This is a genomic window from Phyllobacterium sp. YR620 (assembly GCF_900104165.1).
GTDB lineage: Bacteria > Pseudomonadota > Alphaproteobacteria > Rhizobiales > Rhizobiaceae > Phyllobacterium > Phyllobacterium pellucidum.
Genome location: NZ_FNJP01000001.1, coordinates 1,412,526 through 1,436,622, shown reverse-complemented (window position 1 = coordinate 1,436,622; position 24,097 = coordinate 1,412,526). Strand labels below are relative to the sequence as shown.

General features: G+C 58.3%; 23 protein-coding genes. 17 read left to right on the top strand and 6 right to left on the bottom strand.

Going from position 1 to position 24,097, the window contains the following annotated elements; genetic code table 11:
• Positions 1-13: 13 nt before the first annotated feature.
• From BLR72_RS06795 to BLR72_RS06755, 9 genes are all read left to right on the top strand, one after another.
• Complete coding sequence (locus BLR72_RS06795) at positions 14-1,405, top strand: pyruvate dehydrogenase complex E1 component subunit beta (RefSeq protein ID WP_091946316.1); 1,392 nt, start codon at positions 14-16, stop codon at positions 1,403-1,405.
• 15 nt (positions 1,406-1,420) lie between these two features.
• Positions 1,421-2,785 (top strand): pyruvate dehydrogenase complex dihydrolipoamide acetyltransferase, encoded by a 1,365-nt coding sequence (locus BLR72_RS06790; protein WP_091946314.1) that lies wholly within the window; start codon positions 1,421-1,423, stop codon positions 2,783-2,785.
• 8 nt (positions 2,786-2,793) lie between these two features.
• On the top strand, positions 2,794-3,432 hold the full coding sequence (locus BLR72_RS06785; protein ID WP_091946312.1) for an SGNH/GDSL hydrolase family protein: 639 nt from the start codon (positions 2,794-2,796) through the stop codon (positions 3,430-3,432).
• An 18-nt stretch (positions 3,433-3,450) separates the two neighbouring features.
• A complete protein-coding gene (lpdA, locus tag BLR72_RS06780; protein ID WP_091946309.1) occupies positions 3,451-4,896 on the top strand; it encodes a dihydrolipoyl dehydrogenase in 1,446 nt (481 codons plus the stop codon).
• A 78-nt stretch (positions 4,897-4,974) separates the two neighbouring features.
• Positions 4,975-5,172, top strand: coding sequence for a hypothetical protein (locus BLR72_RS06775; RefSeq protein WP_091946722.1), 198 nt, complete (start codon positions 4,975-4,977; stop codon positions 5,170-5,172).
• Positions 5,173-5,184: 12 nt separating this feature from the next.
• Entirely contained in the window at positions 5,185-5,463 is a 279-nt protein-coding gene (locus tag BLR72_RS06770; RefSeq protein ID WP_027233311.1) for a GlsB/YeaQ/YmgE family stress response membrane protein, read from the top strand.
• Positions 5,464-5,472: 9 nt separating this feature from the next.
• Complete coding sequence (gene lipA / locus BLR72_RS06765) at positions 5,473-6,438, top strand: lipoyl synthase (RefSeq protein WP_027233310.1); 966 nt, start codon at positions 5,473-5,475, stop codon at positions 6,436-6,438.
• The gene (locus BLR72_RS06760) at positions 6,438-6,896 is read left to right on the top strand and encodes a type II toxin-antitoxin system RatA family toxin (RefSeq protein WP_091946306.1); all 459 of its coding nucleotides are present in this window, start codon (positions 6,438-6,440) and stop codon (positions 6,894-6,896) included. The genes lipA and BLR72_RS06760 overlap by 1 nt, the downstream gene beginning before the upstream one ends.
• A gap of 28 nt (positions 6,897-6,924) precedes the next feature.
• The gene (locus tag BLR72_RS06755) at positions 6,925-7,368 is read left to right on the top strand and encodes a GNAT family N-acetyltransferase (protein ID WP_027233308.1); all 444 of its coding nucleotides are present in this window, start codon (positions 6,925-6,927) and stop codon (positions 7,366-7,368) included.
• A gap of 26 nt (positions 7,369-7,394) precedes the next feature.
• On the opposite strand, the gene BLR72_RS06750 is transcribed toward BLR72_RS06755, so the two are convergent.
• Both BLR72_RS06750 and BLR72_RS06745 read right to left on the bottom strand, forming a co-directional pair.
• Entirely contained in the window at positions 7,395-7,889 is a 495-nt protein-coding gene (locus BLR72_RS06750) for a CinA family protein (RefSeq protein WP_091946303.1), read from the bottom strand.
• On the bottom strand, positions 7,886-9,106 hold the full coding sequence (locus BLR72_RS06745) for a bifunctional 2-C-methyl-D-erythritol 4-phosphate cytidylyltransferase/2-C-methyl-D-erythritol 2,4-cyclodiphosphate synthase (protein WP_175492285.1): 1,221 nt from the start codon (positions 9,104-9,106) through the stop codon (positions 7,886-7,888). The genes BLR72_RS06750 and BLR72_RS06745 overlap by 4 nt, the downstream gene beginning before the upstream one ends.
• 144 nt (positions 9,107-9,250) lie before the next feature.
• On the opposite strand from BLR72_RS06745, the gene dusB reads away from it, so the two are divergent.
• The 4 genes from dusB to BLR72_RS06725 all read left to right on the top strand — a co-directional run bounded on the left by dusB (position 9,251) and on the right by BLR72_RS06725 (position 13,504).
• Positions 9,251-10,273 (top strand): tRNA dihydrouridine synthase DusB, encoded by a 1,023-nt coding sequence (gene dusB / locus BLR72_RS06740; RefSeq protein WP_091946298.1) that lies wholly within the window; start codon positions 9,251-9,253, stop codon positions 10,271-10,273.
• Positions 10,273-11,427 carry a two-component system sensor histidine kinase NtrB gene (locus BLR72_RS06735; RefSeq protein ID WP_091946295.1) on the top strand — a complete coding sequence of 385 codons (1,155 nt, stop codon included), beginning with the start codon at positions 10,273-10,275 and terminating at the stop codon, positions 11,425-11,427. Before dusB ends, BLR72_RS06735 begins: the two co-directional genes overlap by 1 nt.
• 2 nt (positions 11,428-11,429) lie before the next feature.
• A complete protein-coding gene (gene ntrC, locus BLR72_RS06730) occupies positions 11,430-12,890 on the top strand; it encodes a nitrogen regulation protein NR(I) (protein WP_027233303.1) in 1,461 nt (486 codons plus the stop codon).
• A gap of 140 nt (positions 12,891-13,030) precedes the next feature.
• Positions 13,031-13,504, top strand: a complete 474-nt coding sequence (locus BLR72_RS06725) for a YfbU family protein (protein ID WP_027233302.1) — start codon at positions 13,031-13,033, stop codon at positions 13,502-13,504.
• A gap of 9 nt (positions 13,505-13,513) precedes the next feature.
• Here the strand turns inward: BLR72_RS06725 and BLR72_RS06720 are convergent, their stop codons facing one another.
• The 3 genes from BLR72_RS06720 to BLR72_RS06710 form a co-directional block, all read right to left on the bottom strand.
• Positions 13,514-14,023: a DUF1993 domain-containing protein gene (locus BLR72_RS06720; RefSeq protein ID WP_091922747.1), complete on the bottom strand. Its 510-nt coding sequence runs from the start codon at positions 14,021-14,023 to the stop codon at positions 13,514-13,516.
• 101 nt (positions 14,024-14,124) lie between these two features.
• Entirely contained in the window at positions 14,125-14,913 is a 789-nt protein-coding gene (locus tag BLR72_RS06715) for a GGDEF domain-containing protein (RefSeq protein WP_091946290.1), read from the bottom strand.
• A 151-nt stretch (positions 14,914-15,064) separates the two neighbouring features.
• Complete coding sequence (locus tag BLR72_RS06710; protein WP_091946287.1) at positions 15,065-15,418, bottom strand: DUF1428 domain-containing protein; 354 nt, start codon at positions 15,416-15,418, stop codon at positions 15,065-15,067.
• A gap of 232 nt (positions 15,419-15,650) precedes the next feature.
• Between BLR72_RS06710 and BLR72_RS06705 the strand changes: the two genes are divergently transcribed.
• Positions 15,651-16,577, top strand: a complete 927-nt coding sequence (locus BLR72_RS06705) for a Gfo/Idh/MocA family protein (protein WP_091946284.1) — start codon at positions 15,651-15,653, stop codon at positions 16,575-16,577.
• 103 nt (positions 16,578-16,680) lie between these two features.
• On the opposite strand, the gene otsB is transcribed toward BLR72_RS06705, so the two are convergent.
• Positions 16,681-17,430: a trehalose-phosphatase gene (gene otsB, locus BLR72_RS06700; RefSeq protein WP_091946281.1), complete on the bottom strand. Its 750-nt coding sequence runs from the start codon at positions 17,428-17,430 to the stop codon at positions 16,681-16,683.
• 150 nt (positions 17,431-17,580) lie between these two features.
• Between otsB and BLR72_RS06695 the strand changes: the two genes are divergently transcribed.
• From BLR72_RS06695 to BLR72_RS06685, 3 genes are read left to right on the top strand one after another with little or no spacing between them, the layout of a single operon-like run.
• On the top strand, positions 17,581-19,038 hold the full coding sequence (locus BLR72_RS06695; protein WP_091946279.1) for an alpha,alpha-trehalose-phosphate synthase (UDP-forming): 1,458 nt from the start codon (positions 17,581-17,583) through the stop codon (positions 19,036-19,038).
• 25 nt (positions 19,039-19,063) lie between these two features.
• Entirely contained in the window at positions 19,064-21,751 is a 2,688-nt protein-coding gene (gene treY / locus BLR72_RS06690) for a malto-oligosyltrehalose synthase (RefSeq protein ID WP_091946276.1), read from the top strand.
• Between the two features lie 54 nt (positions 21,752-21,805).
• Positions 21,806-24,097, top strand: a complete 2,292-nt coding sequence (locus BLR72_RS06685) for a sensor histidine kinase NtrY-like (protein ID WP_175492284.1) — start codon at positions 21,806-21,808, stop codon at positions 24,095-24,097.

Genomic DNA, 24,097 nt, shown 5'->3' with positions numbered 1-24,097 from the left:
GGAGGCGCGACCAATGCCTGTAGATATTCTTATGCCCGCGCTCTCGCCGACGATGGAAGAGGGCAAACTATCCAAGTGGTTGAAAAAGGAAGGAGACAAAGTCACTTCCGGTGATGTGCTTGCCGAAATCGAGACCGACAAGGCAACGATGGAAGTTGAGGCCGTCGATGAAGGCACGATCGGCAAGATCGTCGTTCCGGAAGGCACCGACAACGTAAAGGTAAACTCTGTCATCGCCGTGTTGCTCGGCGACGGCGAGAGCGCCGATGCCGCCAGCGCGCCGAAGGCCGCGCCGGAGGCGCCGCCGCAAGAAGCCGAAGCTCCAAAGGCAGAGCCAGCGGCCGAACAGGCTCCCGCCTCGGTTCCTGCTGCTCCCAAGTCCGAAGTCGCGGCCGACCCCGACATTCCGGCCGGCACCGAAATGGTTTCGACCACGGTGCGCGAAGCATTGCGCGATGCGATGGCTGAAGAAATGCGCCGCGACCCGAATGTCTTCATCATGGGTGAGGAAGTTGCCGAATACCAGGGCGCCTACAAGATCACCCAGGGCCTGCTCGACGAGTTCGGCCCGCGCCGGGTTGTTGACACGCCGATCACCGAACACGGCTTTGCCGGCGTCGGCGTTGGCGCCGCAATGACCGGGCTTCGTCCGATCGTCGAATTCATGACCTTCAACTTCGCCATGCAGGCGATCGACCAGATCATCAATTCGGCGGCAAAGACGCTCTATATGTCGGGCGGCCAGATGGGTGCGCCGATGGTCTTCCGCGGACCGAGCGGCGCCGCCGCCCGTGTCGCCGCCCAGCACTCGCAGTGCTACGCCGCGTGGTACAGCCACATTCCGGGCCTCAAGGTCGTGATGCCCTATACGGCCGCCGACGCAAAGGGCCTGCTCAAGGCGGCGATCCGCGATCCCAATCCGGTGATTTTCCTGGAGAACGAGATTCTTTACGGCCATTCGTTCGACGTGCCCAAGCTTGACGATTTCGTCCTGCCGATCGGCAAGGCGCGCATTCACAAGAAGGGCAATGACGTTACGCTCGTCTCGTTCGGCATCGGCATGAACTACACGGTCAAGGCCGCCGAGGAGCTTGCCAAGCTCGGCATCGACGCCGAGATCATCGATCTGCGCACGATCCGCCCGATGGATATGCCGACGGTGATCGAATCGGTGAAGAAGACCGGGCGTTGCGTCACGATCGAGGAAGGCTATCCGCAATCCTCCGTCGGCACGGAAATTGCCACACGCGTCATGCAGCAGGCCTTCGACTATCTCGATGCGCCGGTTCTCACCGTCGCCGGCAAGGACGTGCCCATGCCCTATGCGGCAAACCTTGAAAAGTTGGCGCTGCCAAGCGTCAAGGAAATCATCGATGCCGTCAAAGCTGTGACCTACACGGCTTAAGGGGAGGAAACCGATATGCCGATCAATATCACCATGCCGGCGCTCTCTCCTACGATGGAAGAGGGCAACCTCGCCAAATGGCTCGTCAAGGAAGGCGACAAGGTTGGTCCCGGCGATGTCATCGCCGAGATTGAGACTGATAAGGCGACGATGGAAGTCGAGGCCGTCGATGAGGGCACAGTCGCCAAGATCGTGGTTCCCGCCGGTACCGAAGGCGTAAAGGTCAACGCGCTCATCGCCATACTTGCGGGTGAGGGCGAGGACGCCGCCGCAGCCGCTAAGGCCGATGGCGCGGCGCTCAAGACGGAAGCGCCAAAGGAAGAGAAGAAGGAGGCCGCGGCTGCTCCAAAGGTGGACGCCGCTCCTGCACCGGCCGCAGCGCCAGCCGCATCAGCCGCGCCTGCCGCATCTGGTGCACCTGCCAAGTCGGGTGACCGGCCCTTCTCGTCGCCGCTTGCACGGCGCATCGCCAAGGAAGCAGGCATCGATCTGTCCGGCGTCACCGGCTCCGGTCCGCATGGGCGCGTGGTCAAAAAGGACGTGGAAGCTGCCATCTCGGGCGGCGGCGCAAAGCCCGCGGCTGCGGCTCCAGCTTCCGCTGCAGCCCCGGCGCCAGCAGCGGCCAAGCCAATGTCCGACGATGCCGTGCTCAAGCTCTTCGAGCAAGGCTCTTACGAACTCGTGCCGCATGACGGCATGCGCAAGACCATTGCCAAACGCCTGCTCGAGGCAAAGACGACGGTACCGCATTTCTACCTGACCATCGACTGCGAACTCGATGCGCTGCTTGCGCTTCGGGCGCAGATCAACACGGCTTCGCCGATGATCAAGACCGAAAAGGGCGACGTTCCCGCCTACAAGCTTTCGGTCAATGACATGATCATCAAGGCCATGGCGTTGGCGTTGCGCGACGTTCCCGAAGCGAATGTTTCGTGGACCGACGCGAATATGGTCAAGCACAAGCATTCCGACGTTGGCGTCGCCGTGTCGATCCCGGGCGGGCTGATCACCCCGATTATTCGCAAGGCCGAGCAGAAGACGCTGTCGACGATTTCCAACGAAATGAAGGATCTCGCCAAGCGCGCCCGCGACCGCAAGCTGAAGCCCGAAGAATATCAGGGCGGCACCACGGCCGTGTCCAATCTCGGCATGTTCGGCGTCAAGGATTTCGCCGCGATCATCAACCCGCCGCACGCAACCATTCTTGCAGTTGGAGCGGGCGAGGAGCGGGCGGTCGTTCGCAAGGGCGAGATCAAGATCGCGACAATCATGTCGGTGACCTTGTCTACCGACCATCGCGCGGTTGACGGTGCGCTTGGAGCCGAACTCGCGCAGGCCTTCAAGCGGCACATCGAAAATCCGATGGGCATGCTGGTCTGAGCAACGCGATGAAAACCGTCCTCTGCTATGGCGATTCGTTGACCTGGGGCTATCGCCCCGACGGCTCGGGTCGCCATGCACGCAAGGACCGGTGGCCGGAAGTCTTGCAGGCTGAACTTGGTGAAGCTGCGCACGTAATCAGCGATGGCCTGAACGGGAGAACGACGGCGTTCGACGATCACCTTTCGGGCTTTGAGCGCAACGCTGCCAAGACGCTGACGACGGCGCTTGGCACGCATTTTCCGCTCGATCTGGTCATCATCATGCTCGGCACCAACGACATGAAGCATATACTCTGCGGCAACGCCTACGGCGCCAAGCGGGGGATGCAGCGGCTGATCGAGATCGTTCGCACGGCGCCCTATCAGTTCGACACCAAGGCGCCGGCTGTTCTGATCATGTCGCCGCCGCCATTCGGCGCCAACGAATGGAGCGAATTCAGGCTGATCTTCGAGGGCGGTGCAGAACAATCGCACCTGCTTGCAGAATTCTACCGTGACGCGGCGGAGCTTGGCCGTTGCGCGTTCTTCGATGCCGGCTCGGTCGCCGCAACGTCGAGCATTGATGGCATTCATCTTGATGCCGAAAACACCAGGGCGATCGGAAAAGCCGTCGCTCCCATCGTTCGAGACATACTCGATCTCTAATCCAGGAGGACCAAGGTCTTGGCCAATAATTACGACGTGATCATCATTGGTTCTGGCCCCGGCGGCTATGTCACCGCGATCCGCTCCGCGCAGCTCGGATTCAAAACCGCCATCGTCGAGCGCGAGCATCTTGGCGGCATCTGCCTCAATTGGGGATGCATACCGACGAAGGCTCTGCTGCGCTCGGCCGAGATCTTCCATTACGGCCAACATCCCAAGGATTACGGCCTGACGATCGAAGGCAAGATCTCGGCCGACATCAAGGCCGTCGTTCAGCGTTCGCGCGGCGTCTCTGCGCGTCTTAACGGCGGCGTCGGCTTCCTGATGAAGAAGAACAAGGTCGACGTGATCTGGGGCGAAGCGAAACTCTCAAAGCCCGGCGAAATCGTGGTCTCAAAGTCTTCGAAGAAGCCCATGGAGCCGCAGAATCCGGTGCCCAAGAACACGCTTGGCGAAGGTACTTATTCGGCTAAGCACATCATCATTGCCACCGGTGCACGCCCGCGTGCATTGCCCGGCATCGAGCCGGACGGCAAGCTGATCTGGACCTATTTTGAAGCTATGGTGCCGCCGGAAATGCCGAAATCCCTGGTCGTTATGGGATCTGGAGCCATCGGCATCGAGTTCGCCTCATTCTACCGGACCATGGGAGCGGATGTGACTGTAGTCGAGCTTCTGCCGACAGTCATGCCTGTCGAGGATGCCGAAATCTCCGCCTTCGCCCGCAAGCAGTTCGAAAAGCAGGGCATGAAGATCATCACCGATGCCAAGGTGACCAAGGTCGAAAAGGCAGCCAACTCCATCACCGCCCATGTCGAAACCAAGGACGGCAAGATCGAGAAGATCCCGGCAGAACGGCTGATTTCCGCCGTTGGGGTCCAAGGCAATATCGAGAATCTCGGCCTGGAGGCGCTTGGCATCAAGACGGATCGCGGCTGCATCGTAACTGACGGCTACGGCAAGACCAATGTGCCCGGCGTTTATGCGATCGGCGACGTCGCCGGCCCGCCCATGCTCGCGCACAAGGCCGAGCACGAGGGCGTTATCTGCGTCGAGAAGATCGCCAATGTTCCGGGCGTCCATGCGCTCGAGAAGGACAAAATCCCGGGCTGCACTTACTGCCAGCCACAAGTGGCGTCGGTGGGGCTGACGGAAGCGAAAGCCAAGGAAGGCGGGCGTGAAATCCGCGTCGGGCGGTTCCAGTTCGCTGCGAATGGCAAGGCGATCGCGCTCGGCGAAGACCAGGGATTGGTAAAGACGATCTTTGACAAGAAGACCGGCCAGCTGATCGGCGCCCACATGGTCGGCGCGGAGGTGACGGAACTCATTCAGGGCTTCGTCATCGCCATGAACTTAGAGACCACGGAAGAAGAGCTTATGCACACCATATTCCCGCATCCGACTCTGTCCGAGATGATGAAGGAAAGTGTACTCGACGCCTATGGTCGTGTGCTGAACGCCTAAAGGAACGATGAGCGATTGAACATCAGCGACAGCAGGCCCTGGACCAGTCTTGCATGGGCGGTCCTCAAATGGTCGACCATTGTCGGCCTGCTGATCGGCTTCGTGCCGTCTGCCTTGAGTCTTTTGTCGGGTAACACCATATCGGTGAGTGGAACGGCAATCGGCGGGTGGACTGGGGTCTGGGTCGTCACGCTTGCTTGCGGCTTGGGCGGGTTTCTTTTCGGTGCTATATGGGCTCTGGTGCTGCGCGCCGTTGCCATCGCATCCGGGCGCTAGCGGGAGAAGAATATGGATCAGCCAGTCGGTATCATGGGCATGCCCGGTGTGGGTTTCTTTGGAATGCTGGTCATCGGCTTCATTGCCGGTTATATCGCCGAAAAGGCGATGAACCGCGATCACGGATTGCTCACCAACATTCTCGTCGGTATTGCCGGTTCTTTCGTCGGCGGCACGCTGGCCAGCCTTCTGAATTTCCAGTTCTACGGATTTCTGGGAAATCTGATCGTCGCCACCGTCGGGGCAATTCTCATTCTGTGGATTTTTGGCAAGGCCAGGACCGCGAACTAGGAAGACATAATGGTAACGGTACTCGACACGATCGACCAGAAGCGGCGCCTTCGCCACCCGGAGAAAGCGCATCGCCCGGATTCGGAGGTCCTGAAAAAACCCGACTGGATCAGGGTCAAGGCGCCCGTGTCGAAGGGATATTCGGAGACGCGCGATATCGTTCGCTCGCACAACCTGGTTACGGTTTGCGAAGAAGCCGGCTGCCCGAACATCGGCGAATGCTGGGACAAGAAACACGCGACGTTCATGATCATGGGCGAAATCTGCACCCGCGCCTGCGCGTTCTGCAATGTCGCCACGGGCCTGCCGACCGCTCTCGATGTGCACGAACCGGAGAATGTGGGCAAGGCAGTCAAGAAGATGGGCCTTTCTCACGTCGTCATCACGTCGGTGGATCGTGACGATCTGCCGGACGGCGGCGCCCAGCATTTTGCCGACGTGATCCATGCGATCCGCCGCATTTCGCCCGGAACGACAATCGAAATCCTCACGCCCGATTTCCTGCGCAAGGAGGGAGCGCTGGAGATCGTTGTCGCTGCCCGTCCCGATGTCTTCAACCACAACCTCGAAACCGTGCCGTCCAATTATCTGAAGGTTCGGCCGGGTGCGCGTTATTTCCACTCCATCCGGCTGTTGCAGCGGGTCAAGGAACTTGACCCGACCATCTTCACAAAGTCGGGCATCATGGTCGGGCTTGGCGAAGAGCGTAACGAGGTCCTGCAGCTTATGGACGATCTGCGCAGCGCCGACGTCGATTTCATGACGATCGGCCAGTATCTCCAGCCGACCCGCAAGCACCATCCAGTGCTGAATTATGTGACGCCGGACGAATTCAAGTCCTATGCGACGATCGCCAAGACCAAAGGTTTTCTCGTTGTTGCGTCGAGCCCGTTGACCCGCTCGTCGCACCACGCCGGCGAAGATTTTGCACGATTGAGGGCTGCACGCGAGGCGATGCACGCAAATCGCAGCTGATGCCGAAATTTGAGACGAGCCGTCCCGTCGTCCATCGCGCCGAGGAGATGTTCGATCTCGTCGCGGACGTGGAGACGTATCCGCAGTTTCTGCCCATGTGCGAGAGCCTCAAGGTGCGCTCACGCAAGGAAAGCCACGGCAAGACCCTGCTCATTGCCGACATGACGGTGGGTTACAAGCTCATCCGTGAGACCTTCACCAGCCAGGTTCTCCTCAAACCGCAGGAAAAGGTGATCCTCACCAAATATATTGACGGACCGTTCCGCTACCTCGACAACCGCTGGCAGTTCATTCCGGCGGAAAACCCCGAAAATTCCGTCGTCAAATTCTACATCGACTACGAATTCAAGAGCCGCACGCTCGGTTTCGTCATGGGATCCATGTTCGATATCGCCTTCCGAAAATTCACGGAAGCATTTGAAAAGCGTGCCGATGCGATCTATGGCAGGAACGTATAGTCGCCTGAGTGCATGAAGGTAATCTGCTATGCAGCACGAAGATCCGGAATATCAAGTTCAAATCGGCACGCCCTCGGTAGAGGACTATCGCAGGCTGCGCGACATTGCCGGCCTGAGCTCGAAGAGCCAGGAGGCGGCGGAGCGCGGCCTTCCGAACACCGTTTATGCGGCAACCGTTCAATATCAGTCGAACGCGGTCGCCATGGGTCGAATTATCGGCGATGGCGGATGTTTCTTTCAGGTCGTGGACATTGCCGTCGATCCCGCGCATCAGGGCAAGGGCCTTGGCAAGATCATTGTTTCGCGGCTTGTTGATTACCTGCAGGCGGAAGCCCCGGACGGTGCCTATGTCAGCCTTATCGCTGATGGTCCCGCAAAATATCTTTACGCGAAGTTCGGGTTCAGGCCGGTAATGCCCGAGTCGATCGGCATGGCCATCGAGATCAGGCGCCCGTCCGAATACGAAATGTAGAGCGTTTCGTGCCAGGCAAAAAACGCTCAGTCGCCTAGAGCCTTAAGGACCATGTCCAGCGCGGTGTTCACTGCCGAAAGCCGGATCCAAGCGCGCCCGCCATCGGCAAAAACGTGCCGCTCCGCTATTGGCCGCTTTCCCTTGAGTGCAAGGCCGAACCAGACCAGCCCGACTGGCTTTTCCGCCGATCCTCCGCCCGGACCCGCGACTCCCGTTACGGCAACCGCGATGCCGGCGCTGGAATGGGCGAGGGCGCCTTCCGCCATGGCGAGCGCCACTTCTTGCGACACGGCGCCGTGCGCCGCGATTACACCTGCAGGCACGCCGATCATATCCTGCTTGGCCTCGTTCGAATAAGTCACGAAACCGCGGTCGACAACGTCCGAAGAGCCGGCAATGTCGGTCAGCGCGGCCGCGATCATGCCGCCCGTGCAGGATTCTGCCGTGGCTAGCAGAATGCCCTTGCGGCGGCAGGCTTCGAGCACTGCAATTGCCTTTGCCTCGGCAATCAGTCCGCTCATTCCGGCAATCCTCCTGGATAGATCACAGAAGCCGTTGCTATGGCGGCGATACCCTCCTGCCTGCCGATAAAGCCAAGTTTTTCGTTGGTCGTCGCCTTGATCGAAATGCGATCCGGCGAAATGCCGAGCATAGTCGAGAGTGCCGCCGTCATCGCCTCGCGATGAGGGCCCACTTTCGGTGCCTCGCAGATGAGGGTGATATCGACATTGGCGATCCTGCCGCCTGCTTCCCTGACGATCTTGACGGCATGTTCGACGAAGATGTGCGAGGCCGCGCCCTTCCATTGAGGATCCGACGGCGGAAAGTGCGTTCCAATGTCGCCGGCGCCACGTGTGGCAAGCAGAGCGTCGGTCAGCGCGTGCAGGGCGACGTCGGCATCCGAATGACCTGAAAGCTTGCGGTCATGGGCGATAAATACGCCTGCAAGCGTGACGCCATTTCCCGGCTCGAATGCGTGCACGTCGTAACCGTTGCCGGTGCGTACATCCGGAAAAGCGGAATGCTGCTTGGTCAAGCGTTCGTCGGCCATTTCGATATCCTTCGCCCAGGTCAACTTTGTGTTGTCGGCAGATCCTTCCACGATCCGGACGGGCAGGCCATGCCATTCGGCAATTGCGGAATCATCGGTAAAATCCGACCGTCCGACGGCAAAGGCGGCGTCGTGGGCGGCAAGGATCGGAAGAAACGGGAAGGCCTGCGGGGTCTGCGCGGCGTAAAGACCGGCGCGCGGCACGGTGGCACTGACCATCGCATCATTGCCCGCAGCCTTGAGTGTGTCCGAAACGGCAAGCACCGGCAGAACGCCGATATGCGGTGTCAGATTGAAGACAACCCGTTCCAGCAGATCAGCCGAAATGAACGGACGAACGCCGTCGTGAATGAGGACATGATCCGGGGAAATATCCTTGAGAGCCAAAAGTCCAAGGCGTGTCGACTCCTGGCGCGTCGGGCCGCCAGTGACGGCAACGACACGGCTGGCCCGATCGCCGAGCGCCTGCGTGAACAGCACGTCGTCTTCCTTGTGGATGACGACAATGACGTCATCGATCAGCGGGCATTCGAGAAACGCACGCAATGTATGCGCAAGAACGGCCTCGCCGCCGATCTTGCGATACTGCTTCGGTCCTTCAACGCTTTGGCCGGCACGTTCTCCGCGCCCGGCCGCGACGATGACGGCTGCGACCCGCGCCTGCTTGTTTTCAGTCTTTCCCGCCACATGTCTCTCCGTAATGCCAACTCCGTTACCCTTTGCAACGGCGAAAGGCCAGAGAATTGAATCGCCACAATGTCAAAATAGGAGCAACAAACGCCGCACTTTGCCTTGCGAAGAGGCACGATCCTGTCTAAAGCATAGGCTATTATGAAACTGCATACGAAACAGGCAAAATCGCGGGTTGAATTGGCGGACGCACTGCACGTTGGCAGGGTCGTTCTGCGCAATCGCGTGTTTCTTGCGCCCATGTCCGGTGTGTCGGATCTGCCTTTTCGCCAACTCGCCTGGCAGGCGGGGGCCGGCATGGTTGTTTCCGAGATGGTCGCGAGCGCCGAGCTCTGCACCCGCGAGCGCGGCAATTTGCTGCGTATAAAGGGCGACGGGCTCGGGACTCATGTCGTGCAGATCGCCGGACGCGAGCCAAGGTGGATGGCCGAGGCCGCGCGGATCGCTGAAGGCGAGGGTGCGCATATCGTCGACATCAACATGGGCTGTCCGGCAAGGAAAGTGACAGGCGGTCTTTCAGGATCCGCGCTGATGCGCGATCTTGACCACGCCATGACATTGATCGAGGCGACGATTAGCGCCGTTTACGTTCCCGTGACGCTGAAGATGCGCCTTGGCTGGGACGATGCAACAATCAACGCGCCGGAACTCGCGGCAAGGGCCGAGCAGGCCGGCGTCAAGATGGTGACCGTCCATGGACGGACGCGCTGCCAATTTTACGAGGGCAGGGCGGATTGGCATGCCATTCGCGTGGTCAAGGAAGCTATATCGATACCGCTGGTGGCCAATGGCGATGTTCTGAATCGTGACGATGCGGAGGCGATTCTCGCAGCATCCGGAGCGGATGCCGTCATGGTAGGGCGTGGATCCTACGGTCAACCATGGCTCCCCGGCAGTATCGTCAATGGAAAGGGTGCGGAGAGCGATATCATCGCCGACTATGCGGTTGCGCATTATGAGGCGATGCTCGCCCACTACGGCGAGACCACGGGCAGCCGGCATGCGCGCAAGCATCTTGGCTGGTATCTCGACCGCCACGGCCTTGACGTCACCGCGAGTGAACGCGGTGCGATCATGACGGAAACCAATCCCGGTCACGTATCGCGCCTTTTATATGCTGCGCTCTCGCGCGGTGGCTCTACAGATATGAAGAAAGTTGCCTGATGACCTCAGCAGACAAGTCGGTGCTCGAAGACAAGCTGGCCGGCATCGTGCTCAATTCGATCCGCCATCCGGTGATCATGCTCGATGAAGCCGGGTATATATCCTATGCCAATGCCGACGCCGAGGCTTTCTTTCGCTCCAGCGCAAGCATTCTCAGCCGCAATACACTGGACATGCTGTTGCCATTCGGCAGCCCGCTTCTCGCGCTGGTCAAGCAGGTCCGCGAAAACCCGTCGCCGGTCAATGAATACCGCGTTGACGTTTCATCGCCGCGCCTCGGACAGGAACGCATTGTCGATCTCTACGTGACTCCGGTCAGTGAGGCGCCCGGGTCGATCGTGATCCTGTTCAAGGAACGCTCCATGGCCGAGAAGCTCGACCGGCAGATGACCCATCGCGGCGCCGCGCGATCCGTCACCGGGCTCGCATCGATGCTGGCGCATGAAATCAAGAACCCGTTGTCCGGTATTCGCGGTGCGGCTCAGTTGCTGGAAACGGGGCTGAACGATGATGACCGCGCGCTGACGCGCCTCATTACCGATGAAACCGACCGGATCGTCTCGCTTGTCGACCGGATGGAAGTGTTCTCCGACGAGCGGCCCATTGAGCGCGAGGCCGTCAATATTCACGTTGTCCTTGATCACGTGAAGGCGATTGCCAAAAACGGGTTCGCCAGCCACATCAAGTTCCACGAGGACTATGATCCCTCGCTGCCTTATGTCTTTGCCAATCGGGACCAGCTCGTTCAGATTTTCCTCAACCTCGTCAAGAATGCTGCGGAGTCGATCGGCCCCAATGAGCCGGGCGAGATCACCCTCTCGACCGCGTTCCGTCCCGGTATTCGTCTTTCGGTCCCGGGCATGCGCAACCGAGTCTCCCTTCCGCTCGAATTCACGGTGCAGGATACTGGGCCTGGCGTTTCACCCGATATCATGCCGCATCTCTTTGACCCGTTCGTGACGACCAAGCCCAATGGCTCCGGCCTTGGCCTGGCGCTTGTGGCCAAGATCGTCGGCGACCATGGCGGCGTTATCGAATGCGATTCGGTCCCGCGCAAGACGACGTTTCGCATTCTTATGCCTGCATGGGACAGCGGCTCTGCCGACGGAACGCATGCAGATGAAAATCCTTATTCCAATAAAGCAGGATCCTGATCATGAGTTTGGGCAGCATTCTCGTTGCAGATGACGACGCGGCGATCAGGACGGTCCTCAATCAGGCGCTTTCGCGGGCCGGTTACGATGTTCGCATCACCTCCAACGCGGCGACGCTTTGGCGCTGGATATCGGCTGGCGATGGCGACCTGGTCATCACCGATGTGGTGATGCCGGACGAAAACGCTTTCGATCTCCTGCCGCGCATCAAGAAATCGCGCCCCGATCTTCCGGTAATCGTCATGAGTGCGCAAAACACGTTTATGACGGCTATCCGCGCCTCGGAGGCGGGTGCTTACGAATATCTGCCGAAGCCGTTCGATCTCACCGAACTCGTCAGCATTGTCGGCCGCGCGCTGGCTGAACCGAAAAAGAAGCCCGAAAAATGGCATGGTGAAGAGCAGCCCGATACGATGCCGCTCGTCGGCCGCTCGCCCGCAATGCAGGATATCTACCGCGTCCTTGCCCGCATGATGCAGACCGACCTGACGGTCATGATCTCGGGCGAGTCCGGTACGGGCAAGGAGCTCGTCGCGCGCGCGCTGCATGAGTATGGCCGGCGCCGCAAGGGGCCCTTCGTTGCAATCAACATGGCAGCTATTCCGCGCGACCTGATCGAATCCGAACTGTTCGGTCATGAGCGCGGCGCCTTTACCGGCGCACAGAACCGGTCAAGCGGTCGCTTCGAACAGGCCGATGGCGGCACGCTGTTCCTCGACGAGATCGGCGACATGCCAATGGAGGCGCAGACCCGGCTCTTGCGTGTTCTGCAACAGGGTGAATACATGACGGTGGGCGGCCGCACGCCGATCAAGACCGATGTGCGCATCGTTGCTGCAACCAACAAGGATCTCAGGACCCTGATCAATCAGGGGCTATTCCGGGAAGATCTCTACTACCGGCTCAACGTCGTGCCGCTGCGCCTGCCGCCGCTGCGCGAGCGTGGAGAAGACATTCCCGATCTCGTACGTCACTTCTTCAAGCTTGCTGCGAAGGACGGTCTGCCCGAAAAGCGGATCACCGCCGACGGTCTCGACCTGATGCGTCGCTATCCCTGGGCAGGAAACGTACGCGAACTCGAAAACCTCGTACGCCGTCTCGCCGCCCTTTATCCGCAGGACGAAATCAATGCGGATGTGATCGAATCCGAGCTGAAGGCTGATCTTCGGCCGGCAGAATCGGCTCCAACGGCGATTGCGAATGAAGAATTGACCATCAGCCAGGCGGTCGAACTGAACATGCAGCGCTATTTCATGTCCTACGGCGACAAGCTTCCGCCTGCCGGCCTCTACCAGCGCGTGCTGGAGGAAATGGAATATCCGCTGATCCTTTCCTGCTTGACGGCGACGCATGGCAACCAGATAAAGGCGGCCGAGCTGCTGGGTCTCAATCGCAACACGCTGCGCAAGAAAATTCGCGAACTCGGCGTCAATATCTACAAGAGCAGCAAGAGCGACCGCTGAGAACAGAAAAACCCGGAAAGCTAAAATTGTAGAGAGTGGAATAGACCGTTCTTAACAGGACTGTGCGCATAGTAACCATCGAAAATCCCGTAATCATTGCTGCCGCAAGAAGGCAGCGGGCGGAATATGGAGGTCCTATCGTGTTCAGCTTTGCGGAACGTTTGATTCTGTTCAATCAGTACGAGATCCTGAAGAAACTCGACCCTGACAAGTCGAGCCTTTATGGCCGGCACCAGGAAGTGGTCGAACGCGGTTTCGAGGATCTTTACCAGGAACTTGGCATAACCGAGGAAACTGTCAGTGCCGCTGCGGCGCAGGAGATGAACGACATACTCGGGCTTTTCCGGGCGATCCGCGGGTCGAGCGTCGCGGCCGGCAACACCAATCCTGACAAGAGCAAGTTTGTCGGATTTGGAGCCGCTCAGCCGCATGAACAGTTTGCCTATGCGGACTTCCTTGCCAAGATTCTCAATTTCCCGCAGGAAATATCGCGAAGCGCCGACAATCAGCCTGAGGCGCAACTCGACCAGTACCGGAAGATGTTAAGGCGCTGGGACGAAATCGGCAGAAAGCGCGAGCTAACCGCCGACCAGATCGAGCATCTCGTCGCCTGATGTTCGGGTTCAGCTCAACGCGCCGATATAGTTGAGCTTACCCACCTGAAGACCGTTGTGGCGCAGGATGTCATAGGCAGTCGTCACGTGAAAATAGAAGTTCGGGAGCGCGAACTTCTGCACATACTCCTCGCCGCTCAAGGTCACCTTGAGCTGGCCGGCGCTGAGAACCACGTCCTTGGTCTCCGCGCCATCGAGCGCACCGGCATCCACGCTTTCAAGGAAAGCCACGGTCTTGGCAATACGCTCGCGCAGGTCTGCAAGGCTCGCCTCTTCATCGGCGAATTTCGGAATTTCAAGTGTCGTCAACCGGCCGATCGTCGCCTTGGCCGTGTCGCTTGCCCGCTGGATCTGTCCGGCAAGTGACAGCATGTCCGGGGCGAGCCGCGCATTGACGAGCACGGTGGGGTTGATCTTCTTCTCCTCGGCGTATGCTTCGGCTTTTTCGATCAGACTGGCGAGAACCGCGAAACCGCGCAGATAGGCCGGGACTGAGATCGTGTACATATTAAGTGCCATGGGGCGCTCCTTGAGGCATTGGCAGCCGGGGCAACATTGCTTGCTGCCAAACGCAAATACGCCGATGGGATACGATTTCAAGAGCACTCTACTGCAATGCTCTAAAACGTCCGCATATAGTTATCGTGGCGAACCTTGGTGTCGCTGGTCGCGTGGACGATACGGTTCCGGCCCTGGTTCTTGGCTGCATAAAGGCATGTATCGGCCGCGATGAGGGCCGTCTCCAACGATTGACCGGGCTCGTGGATGGCGATGCCAACACTGACCGTTACCTCCAGATCCTTGATCTGCAGTAGATGAGATATGTTACGGACGCCGGTCAGGATTTTCTGTGACAACCAGTCTGCGCGACCAAAATCCGCATCCTTCAGGAATACCGCGAACTCCTCGCCGCCGAAGCGGGCTGCAAAATCACCCTTGCTGATGACCGTCTGCATCAAATGCCCGATTTCGCGCAGGACCCGGTCGCCGACCGCGTGTCCATGGCGATCGTTGATCGTTTTGAAGTAGTCGGCATCGATGTAGAGCAGGGCGCCTGCACTCAGGTTCTGGGCGGAGCCTTCGATCAGACGCTCGACTTGCAGGTAAAATTCGTTGCGGTTTGCAAGGCCGGTAAGGTCATCCATGCGGGCAGCAAGATCGCGTTCGATCGCTATCTGCTTCAACCGAAAATTCAGGCCGATGAGAAACGCTCCAAGCGGAACGCTGACAATCACGACAATGAACGTGGTGACGACAAGCACCGTGGAAAGGCGGTCGAGCCCGATAGCGAGGAAAAAGACTGCGGCAAGAAGGTCGGCCGATATAACGGCCATACCAACCATAATCGCGATCTGCTTGATCGGAGAATAGTCGCCAAATTTGGTCATCCAGAGATCGTAGGTAGTCATAGCAATTCGCCGCACGCTTAGGACCAAAGGACAGTACAGCGCAAAGCTATGAAAAATATTCTTTGCTAATGCTGCAAATTTTAATTGCCCTGGCATTTCCTCGAAACGTGGGGCGAGGGCCCCACGCGCCACATCTCGTTCAAGGCGAAGTTCAAAGCTCCATGAAGGATTTGAAGCCGCCGTAGATCATGCGCTTGCCGTCAAAAGGCATGTTGTCCATGTCGCCCTTGAGGCGCGGGTCCGCCATGACCTTGGCATTGATTTCGTCCCGCTTTTCGCGGGATTCATAGGTAATCCAAGAAAATACGACCGTTTCATCATCTTTGGCCTGAACGGCACGCGGGAAGGAGGTGAGTTCCCCGTAAGGGACATCGTCGGCCAGGCATTCAACATAGGAAAGCGCGCCATATTCCATCCAGACATCGCCCGCTTTACGGGCCAGTTCCTTGTATTCTTCGATTCTGTCCTTGGGCACTGCGACCAGGAAACCGTCAACATAAGGCATGTCTTCCTCCGGTGAGTTTGAACATTGCTAGCGATACGAGACTACACGTTGAGTTGGCGTTTGCGAAACACGCGTGGAAATTTTTCAAATCGGACATGCCGAGGCCTGCCTGCGCAACTCGAGTTTTGGATTGACAAGCCTATATGAAAAAAGGTCCATGGCGGTGGAAAACGAAGCAGTGAGAAGCTTCGATTTCCGAGTAGAACAGAATGCCTCAACGCGAGTGTAAACCATGTCCGCCATCAATCTCGCCATCGTAGGCGTCGGCAAGATCGTCAACGACCAACATCTTCCATCAATCGCCAGGAATCCCGATTTCAAGCTCGTTGCCACGGCAAGCCGCAACGGCACCGTCGAGGGTATCGACGCCTATAAGACGATCGACGCGATGCTTGAGGCGGTGCCGACGATCGACGCCGTATCGCTGTGCATGCCACCGCAATTTCGCTACGAGGCTGCGCACAAGGCACTCGCGGCAGGAAAGCATGTGTTCCTTGAAAAGCCGCCTGGCGCCACACTCTCGGAAGTTGCAGACCTTGAAGCCACGGCTGCGGCGAAGCGCCTGTCTTTATTTGCAAGCTGGCATTCGCGCTATGCTCCGGCCGTAGAAGCGGCCAAGGCATTTCTTGCTGCAACCAGGATCACGAGCGTTCAGATAAACTGGAAAGAGGATGTGCGCCATTGGCACCCCAACCAGGCATGGATCTGGCAGGCGGGAGGACTTGGCGTTTTCGACCCCGGAATCAATGCGCTGTCGATCGTGACCCATATTCTCCCACGCGCGGCGTTTCTGACCAGCGCCACGCTTGAATTTCCTGAGAATTGCGCCGCACCCATCGCTGCCGACCTGCAGTTCAAGGACGCGGACAATCTGCCGATCCACGCGGTTTTTGACTGGCGGCAGACCGGAAAACAGACGTGGGACATCGTCGCCGAGACCGAGGCTGGCACAATGGTGCTCTCGGAAGGCGGCGCGAAGCTTTCCATCAATGGTGAACTCACATTCGCCGAACCTGAACAGGAATATGCGCAGCTCTACCGCCGCTTTGCCGAAATCATCAAGGCTGGCCAATCGGATGTCGATCTATCGCCGCTGCGGCACGTGGCCGACGCCTTCCTGCTCGGCAAAAGGAAGATTGTTGAGGCTTTTTACGACTGAGTGGCTGGCAGTCTACTGCGCCGCTAAAAGCAACCGCCGCAATAGGCCTGCGACATGTAATTCCCGGCGCACATCGATCTGCCGGGAATTCCAAATCAAGCGCTCAAACTGTAGCTGAAACTTTGGCAATCCATTTCCGTACGGTGTAGGGTGTATCGACGGTGAACTGGGCCTTGCTATCCCCCGTTCCCACCTTGACCGAACGTCCGCCGACCTCATTGACATAGCCAAACATCGCCTCATCGGTGATATCATCGCCAATCGCGATGGGCAGTCGCCCCTGAAACGGTGGGTGGGCCATCAGCCGTATGAGTGCTTCGCCCTTGCTCGTGCCGCTCGGGCGAATTTCGACAACCATCTTTCCGTCCTGCCTGACCCAGTTCGGACCAAGCTCGGTCAGAAGATCGGAAACCCGCTGGTCAACCTCACCATGCGCCGCTTCCGCCTGCCTGTAATGGACAGCGAGGCTGATCCCCTTATCTTCGATGATGATACCCGGCCACGTCCGCACGAGGTCATCGAGTTCGCGGCGCGCATCGTCCAGATCGGCATCATTGACGGGGGTGCGCTCGACGGACCCATCGAGCGTGCTTCTGAGTTCTGCGCCGTGCAATCCTGCCGCTGCAAACCTGAAAGGTGTAAACAGCGCGTCGATTGAAGCGATTGAGCGGCCGCTGACCAGTGCCAATGCTCCGCCCAGCCGGGCCGCCAACTGGCTGATTTCATGCGGGAGAGCAGGAGGAACCTCGACACTATCCGGCGTCGCAGCAATGTCGATCAACGTTCCATCGACATCAAGGAAGAGTGCCCACGAGCCGATTTTTGCCGGGAGCACCTCGCTGACATCGTTCATCACTCATTCCTTCGCTGAAGCATCTCATTCGAATTTTTGGCTGTTCTCACCAAACCGATTAGTTCCCGGATCGTTCCATCGCAAAATATTTCGGGAACCAATCGTGGGGCGAGAAGTTAGCCCTACTCTCATGAAACTGGGGTATTGATTATGGAACGCCTTGTTGTTGTCTCAAATCGGACAGCCGATCTGGGAGGCAAAACACTGAGCGGGGGGCTTGCAGTCGGAATTGTCGATGCGCTGAAAAGCAGCGGCGGGATGTGGATGGGCTGGAACGGCGATATCGTCGACAAGTCCCGTTCAATGGATGCGCGCGTCGAGACCTACGATAATGTCACGTCCCTGACCATGCCTCTGACGAAAGAGGAGCATAACAACTACTATCTTGGCTTTGCCAACAAGGTCCTGTGGCCAACATTCCACTATCGGCTCGACCTCATGGATTACCGAACCGAGTTTGCGCGCTCCTATGCCCGGGTGAACGGCAAGTTTGCCGACATTCTCCATCCCCATCTGCGCGACGACGATCTTGTTTGGGTGCACGACTACCATCTTATTCCCCTGGCTTCCGAACTTCGCGCCAAGGGTTGCAATCATAAGATTGGCTTCTTCTTGCACATTCCCTTTCCCCCCTCGGATATTTTTTCAGCGATCCCACGCCACCAATGGCTGCGTGAATGCCTGCTGCAGTTCGACTTGATCGGGTTTCAGACACAGAACGATGCAGACAATTTCTGCCGCTATCTGAAAGGCAATTCGGACGTCAAATTCCTTAGCCCCGACAGGATCCGGTGGCACGACCGGACAATCAAGATCGGTCACTTTCCGATCGGCATAGACGTCGATCAGTTTGCTGCCATGGCACAAGAAACAGACGAGGAGATCCAGCTCGAGCGGAAGCGGCGCAGTCTGCTCAAGCGCTTCCAGGTCATTTCGGCCGATCGCCTCGATTATTCCAAAGGACTGCCACAGCGCATGAAGGCGTTTCGAAAGTTTCTCGATACATCCCCGGAATATCGCGGACATGCCGAATATTTGCAGGTGGCCTCACCCTCTCGCGAGGACGTCACTGCTTATTCCGACATCCGCGGGGAACTCGAACAGCTTTCCGGAGCGGTGAACGGCAAGCATGCCGATATTAATTGGGCGCCGATCCAATATATCAATCAGAGCATATCACGGGAGCGGCTGGCGCTCCTGTTCCGCTGTAGCCTGATCGGGCTTATCACGCCGCTTCGCGACGGCATGAACCTCGTCGCCAAGGAATATATCGCAGCCCAGGACGATGAGGATCCCGGTATCCTCATTCTGTCGCGGTTTGCGGGCGCGGCGGAAGAGCTCGGCGATGCACTCATCGTCAACCCCTATGACGTTAACGAGGTTGCGCAAGCCATCAAGAAGGCGGCGACGATGCCTATGGATGAGCGCAAGGCCCGTCATCGCAACCTCTTCAGTCAGATTTCGACCAACAATGCCGATCTTTGGCAACGCCGCTACGTTGCGGCGCTGCGGTCCGTCGAGCCCAATGTTCAACGCGCGCAACTTTCGTCACACGCGAAGTGGCGCAAAGAGCCCGGCATGGGGACCATGAGCAACAGCCGGCATTGATCTGCGAGAGCTGTCGAGCGAAAGCATGTACACACCCAAATCAGCATATCGGATCCAACTTCGCCACGGGACGACCTTCAGGCACGCTGCGGATGCGGCCGGCTATATGAGCGACCTGGGAGTGGATGCCCTCAGCATGTCCTCGCCATTCCAGAGCGTGCAGGTCGGTGAGCATGGTCTGGCGACCGTCAGCCCTGCGGTTCTGGATGTGGAATTGGGTGCAGAGAATGGGTTTGCCGAACTGAATTCCCGCCTCGCCGGAGCCGGCTTGGCTCTGATCATCGATCTCAACCCCAGCCGGATGCCGGCGTCGTCCGAAAACTCATGGTGGTTCGATGTCCTCGAATGGGGAAGCAGGGCGACCTATGCCGGACACTTTGACATAGACTGGGCTGGACCGGTCCTGTTGCCAGTCCTTGAACGGCCGATGGGTGAGGCGATTGAGGCCTGCCTTCTCACAATTTGCTTCAATCGGCGCCTTGCAAGTATCGGCATTGCCTATGGAGGCGTCTTTTACCCCTTCGAACCGTCTTCTTACGCCGCCGTGCTCGATCGCAATGAAACTGCACTGGCGGCCGAGCTGATTGGGGTGGCGGACCAAGCCACCCCAGAAGCATCCATTGAGTTTCACAGAGAAATCGCCGGTATTCTCAAGGTGGCTGACACAGCCGCGCTTATCGATCTGGCTGCGCATCTTAACAATGTTGCCGGTGACGCGGGGTGGCGCGATGCGATCTTGGATTTGCAAAATTGGCGGTTGGTGGAAAACGAAGCACCAGTCGCGCGAAACGCAGACAATTCGAGCCTGACGGTCGGATTGCGCCACGAGCAACCTGATGTGTTCGAAGATTTTCACCGTGAGCCGCTTTCATTGCTGCAAAGGACGCAGGTGAGGGGTTTCAGGGTGAACGACATCGATATGTTGGCTGACCCGGAGTCCTATACGAGGCTTTTGCGTCAACGGGCTGGTGCAGATGCGTTCCTTATTGCCGACAAGATAGTTCTCAAGGGCGAAAGCGCCATCTCGGAATGGCAGGTAAACGGTACGGCAGGCTATGAATTTATCGCGACGGTCATCGACCTTTTGATCGACCCGCAAGGCCTGTCGACTTTGCAACGCCATTGGTCGAAGCTTGATCCAACGACTGAATTTGCTGGCGACCAAAACCACGTCAAGGCAAACATTCTGCACGCAGCCTTTGCCGATGATCTCGCCCACCTGGTGCAACTTTTGACGGAATTGCAGCCACCAAGCGACGACCAGACGATGCTTGGCCGCGCCGTTGTCGACCTTGCAACGGCGCTCCCCGTCTTTCGCGCGTATTCCAAGGACGGAAGGATATCGCCGTTCTATGCGCGGGCGCTGCGTTCCACGGCTGCCCAGGTCTCGAAAAGAGAGGGCCACACCCCTGAAGAGAACGACGTTTTGAGCTTTGTGCTGGGTGTCATGCAATCGCCGGAAAAAACCGTGAACGCCGCGATCGCCGAGACATTTTCCGGACGCTTTCAGCAGTTGGCGGCAGCGGTGACGGCGAGTTCATTGGAGAAGTCCTACCAATATACGCGGGGGCCCATCGCTCTCGACGAGCTTATCCTGAAATCAAACGTCAAACCCGATCCCGTAGGTTCCTTCCATCACGCGATGCATGACAAAGCAAGGACCGAGCCTTCTGGCATGCTGGCGACCTCTTACAGCTATGCCACCAAGTTCGGTGAGGATGCACGAATGAGGCTTCTCGCGCTCTCCGAAGCACCTGAACGGTGGGCGTCCGCCGTCGAGCGCTGGCGACAGAGCCAGGCCGGCAACCTCGTCACGATTGAGAATGCCGTTGTCCCGGACGCCAAGGCTGAGTGGCTGCTTTATCAAACGCTTGCCGCCATCTGGCCTGCCTCCTTGCTCGTGCACGACAAGGCTGGTATCGCCTTGGTTCGCGATGAGCTCGTGGCATTCATGGCGAGCGCTATTCGCGAATCCGATTGGTTGTCCCTCTGGACGGGCACTGACAAGCCCTATGGCGAGGCTGTAATACACTATATCGACCGTCTTTTCGCCGACGAGGAATTCCTGGGGGATTTTGTCGAAACGGCAAGGCCGTTCTGGCTTGCCGGTGCGCTGAACGGCCTTTCGCAAACCGTCTTGAAACTTACCGTACCGGGTGTTCCGGTCATACGCGCTGGCTCCGAAACCTGGGACATTTCGCCCACCGGTCAATTCGGCTCGCACCCTGTCGACTTCGGTGAACTGAGAAAGGGATTGGCCAACGCCAGCCAGACGCACCTGAATGTCCTGCTCGAAGACTGGCATTCGGGCGCGGTGAAGCTGCGTTTGGTGCAAGCCTATTTGCAGCTGCGCCAGCAACGAGCCGACCTGTTCTTGCGTGGCCAGTATATCCCACTCCATGTAAACGGCGATCTGGCGGACCACGTCGTCGCGTTCTATCGGGAATTTGAAGGGCAATATCTAATCGTTGCGGTTCCGCGACTGTGTTTTGCCATGCTGAAACAGTTCAGCAGTCCATTCCAACCGCTATCGGACTGGGAACAGACGTCGCTGGCGTTTCCAGCGCAATTACGTGGCGTGACCCTCCGGCACTTGATGACCGGAAATCAGACCAAACTGAGCGCCAACTACTCCTTGGCCGAGGGATTTCGCGAGTTCCCAATCCTGACTTTAGTGTCTGACGACAACATATTCGAGCCTGTGGAAACCTGATTTCAATCCGAAACTTTGCACGATGTCGCGGGAGAGCGTTGCATTTCCGCCACAATGTGTTGCATGACTGCCACGTGGTTGGAATCACTAACAATGCTCTTATCGAATTCGGTCAATCTGTTTCAGACGTCGGGCACTGGAGCTGCACGTAGTGGCAGCAACCAGCGGTTTTATTCGCGTGCAGGTATTGCAACCGTCATCCTGGCCATGCTGACCACCGGCGTTACCTTCCTGATCCTGACCGATATGACGCCGATTCATCCGAACAGCGAGGTCACGCTACTTCTCACCAGCATCAATGCCGTTTTGATTCTGGCATTGATGATCCTAATCGGCCGTGAAATCTACCGCATTGCCCAGGCGCGCAGCCGCGGAAAGGCGGCTTCCCGACTGCATGTGCGGCTGGTCGTGCTCTTTTCGCTGGTGGCGGCCGTGCCGGCAATGATCGTTGCCATCGTTGCGTCTGTCACACTCGATCTTGGCCTCGACCGCTGGTTTGAAATGCGAACCACGACGATTGTCAATTCATCCATAAGCCTCGCCAACTCGTATATCCAGGAAAGTGCTCGCAATCTGCAGGGTACGACGCTGGAAATGGTGAACGACCTCGACGGGATGCGTACGCTCTATAACCTCGACCGCACCGGATTTACCCGGCTGATGACGCAGCAGGCGCTCGGACGCGGCTTGATCGGCGCTGCGCTCATTCGGCCGAATGGTGATATCGCGGTCCGTGCCGACATCAAGACCGAGGTGACTATTCCTGCGGTGGCCAGATCAGTGCTCGACACCGCCGCCGACGGCAAACCCGTTCTCATTCCGCCGGAACAGACCAATCTCCTGAGCGCCGTCATCAAGCTGCGGGAAATTCCGGGCCTTTTCCTTTATGCGGTCAGGCCGGTCGATGCCGATATTTTGAGTTCCAGCCGCCTCATGGAGCAGCGGGCCGAGGATGCACAGAAGAACGACGGCAAAGGCATCACCACGCAGATCTTGTTTGCGCTTCTCTATTTCGGGCTGACGCTGACGCTGCTCCTGTCCGCGATCTGGACGGGTATTGCGGTTGCCGATCGCCTTGTACGGCCGATCCGTTTGCTGATTGGCGCGGCGGATAACGTCGCGACAGGCAATCTCGATGTTTCGGTACCGGTGCGCCGCTCCGATGGCGACGTGGGTTCCTTGTCACAAACCTTCAATACAATGGTCGAGCAGTTGAATACTCAGCGCAGCGAACTCGTCACCGCCAAGGATCAGATCGACGAACGCCGGCGCTTTTCCGAGGCTGTGCTTTCAGGCGTGACGGCGGGCGTGATCAGCGTCAACGGCGATGGCGTCATCGGCATTGTCAACAGATCCGCCGAGGCAATGTTCGAACTCGACGCCGTCGATACAGTTGGGAAGAACCTTACTGCGCTCGTCCCCGAAATCGGCCTTGTCTTCGAGGTCGCGCATGCCACCGGCCGATCGGTTTACAGGGAACAGGTCAGCATGTCGCGGCGCGGAAGTGCCCGCACGTTCAACGTGCAGATTACCCTGGAAGACGCGGAAGCGCTCGAGCACTCCTATGTCGTTACCGTTGATGACATCACCGATCTCGTAGAGGCACAGCGTTCTTCGGCCTGGGCCGATGTCGCCCGGCGCATCGCCCATGAAATCAAGAACCCGCTGACGCCCATTCAGCTATCGGCCGAACGCCTGCGCCGCCGGTTCGGCAAGGTCATCACCGAGGACCGCGAAGTCTTCGATCAATGCACGGAAACGATCATCCGCCAGGTTGGCGATATCGGCCGCATGGTCGATGAATTCTCGTCATTCGCCCGCATGCCGAAGCCGGAGATCAAGACGATGGATCTGCGCGAAGCCTTGCGTGAAGCCTCCTTTCTCGTTGAAGTCAGCCGCAGCGATGTTCGCTTCGAACGTCATTTCGGCGATGAGCCGCTGTCTGGTGAGTTCGACGGGAGGCTGCTTGGGCAAGCCTTCGGAAATGTTATCAAGAACGCTGCCGAATCCATTGATTCTGCAATAAAAGATGGCATAACTGATGGTCATATTCTGATCCGTGCCAAGCGCCAGGACCAGCAACTGATCGTCGAGATCCTCGACAATGGCAAAGGCCTCCCGCGCGAGCATCGCCAGCGCCTGCTCGAGCCCTACATGACCACCCGGCAAAAGGGGACCGGGCTTGGTCTTGCTATCGTCAAAAAGATTGTCGAGGACCACGGTGGCCAGATCGAACTGCATGACGCGCCGGACGATTTCTACGCTGGGCGAGGCGCCATGATCCGAATGATTTTTCCTACCGCAAAGGCTTCGACCGAGGCCGCAAATAATAAGCAGGTGAATTGA

Bases quoted from the DNA above. Each gene is read 5' to 3' on its own strand.
- BLR72_RS06715 (WP_091946290.1), bottom strand. From the start codon at position 14,913: ATGACTACCTACGATCTCTGGATGACCAAATTTGGCGACTATTCTCCG.
- ntrC (WP_027233303.1), top strand. From the start codon at position 11,430: ATGAGTTTGGGCAGCATTCTCGTTGCAGATGACGACGCGGCGATCAGG.
- lipA (WP_027233310.1), top strand. From the start codon at position 5,473: ATGGTAACGGTACTCGACACGATCGACCAGAAGCGGCGCCTTCGCCAC.
- treY (WP_091946276.1), top strand. From the start codon at position 19,064: ATGTACACACCCAAATCAGCATATCGGATCCAACTTCGCCACGGGACG.
- BLR72_RS06750 (WP_091946303.1), bottom strand. From the start codon at position 7,889: ATGAGCGGACTGATTGCCGAGGCAAAGGCAATTGCAGTGCTCGAAGCC.
- BLR72_RS06710 (WP_091946287.1), bottom strand. From the start codon at position 15,418: ATGCCTTATGTTGACGGTTTCCTGGTCGCAGTGCCCAAGGACAGAATC.
- BLR72_RS06760 (WP_091946306.1), top strand. From the start codon at position 6,438: ATGCCGAAATTTGAGACGAGCCGTCCCGTCGTCCATCGCGCCGAGGAG.
- BLR72_RS06705 (WP_091946284.1), top strand. From the start codon at position 15,651: ATGTCCGCCATCAATCTCGCCATCGTAGGCGTCGGCAAGATCGTCAAC.
- otsB (WP_091946281.1), bottom strand. From the start codon at position 17,430: ATGAACGATGTCAGCGAGGTGCTCCCGGCAAAAATCGGCTCGTGGGCA.
- BLR72_RS06685 (WP_175492284.1), top strand. From the start codon at position 21,806: ATGTGTTGCATGACTGCCACGTGGTTGGAATCACTAACAATGCTCTTA.
- BLR72_RS06695 (WP_091946279.1), top strand. From the start codon at position 17,581: ATGGAACGCCTTGTTGTTGTCTCAAATCGGACAGCCGATCTGGGAGGC.
- BLR72_RS06770 (WP_027233311.1), top strand. From the start codon at position 5,185: ATGGATCAGCCAGTCGGTATCATGGGCATGCCCGGTGTGGGTTTCTTT.
- BLR72_RS06720 (WP_091922747.1), bottom strand. From the start codon at position 14,023: ATGGCACTTAATATGTACACGATCTCAGTCCCGGCCTATCTGCGCGGT.
- dusB (WP_091946298.1), top strand. From the start codon at position 9,251: ATGAAACTGCATACGAAACAGGCAAAATCGCGGGTTGAATTGGCGGAC.
- BLR72_RS06735 (WP_091946295.1), top strand. From the start codon at position 10,273: ATGACCTCAGCAGACAAGTCGGTGCTCGAAGACAAGCTGGCCGGCATC.
- BLR72_RS06795 (WP_091946316.1), top strand. From the start codon at position 14: ATGCCTGTAGATATTCTTATGCCCGCGCTCTCGCCGACGATGGAAGAG.
- BLR72_RS06790 (WP_091946314.1), top strand. From the start codon at position 1,421: ATGCCGATCAATATCACCATGCCGGCGCTCTCTCCTACGATGGAAGAG.
- BLR72_RS06785 (WP_091946312.1), top strand. From the start codon at position 2,794: ATGAAAACCGTCCTCTGCTATGGCGATTCGTTGACCTGGGGCTATCGC.
- BLR72_RS06755 (WP_027233308.1), top strand. From the start codon at position 6,925: ATGCAGCACGAAGATCCGGAATATCAAGTTCAAATCGGCACGCCCTCG.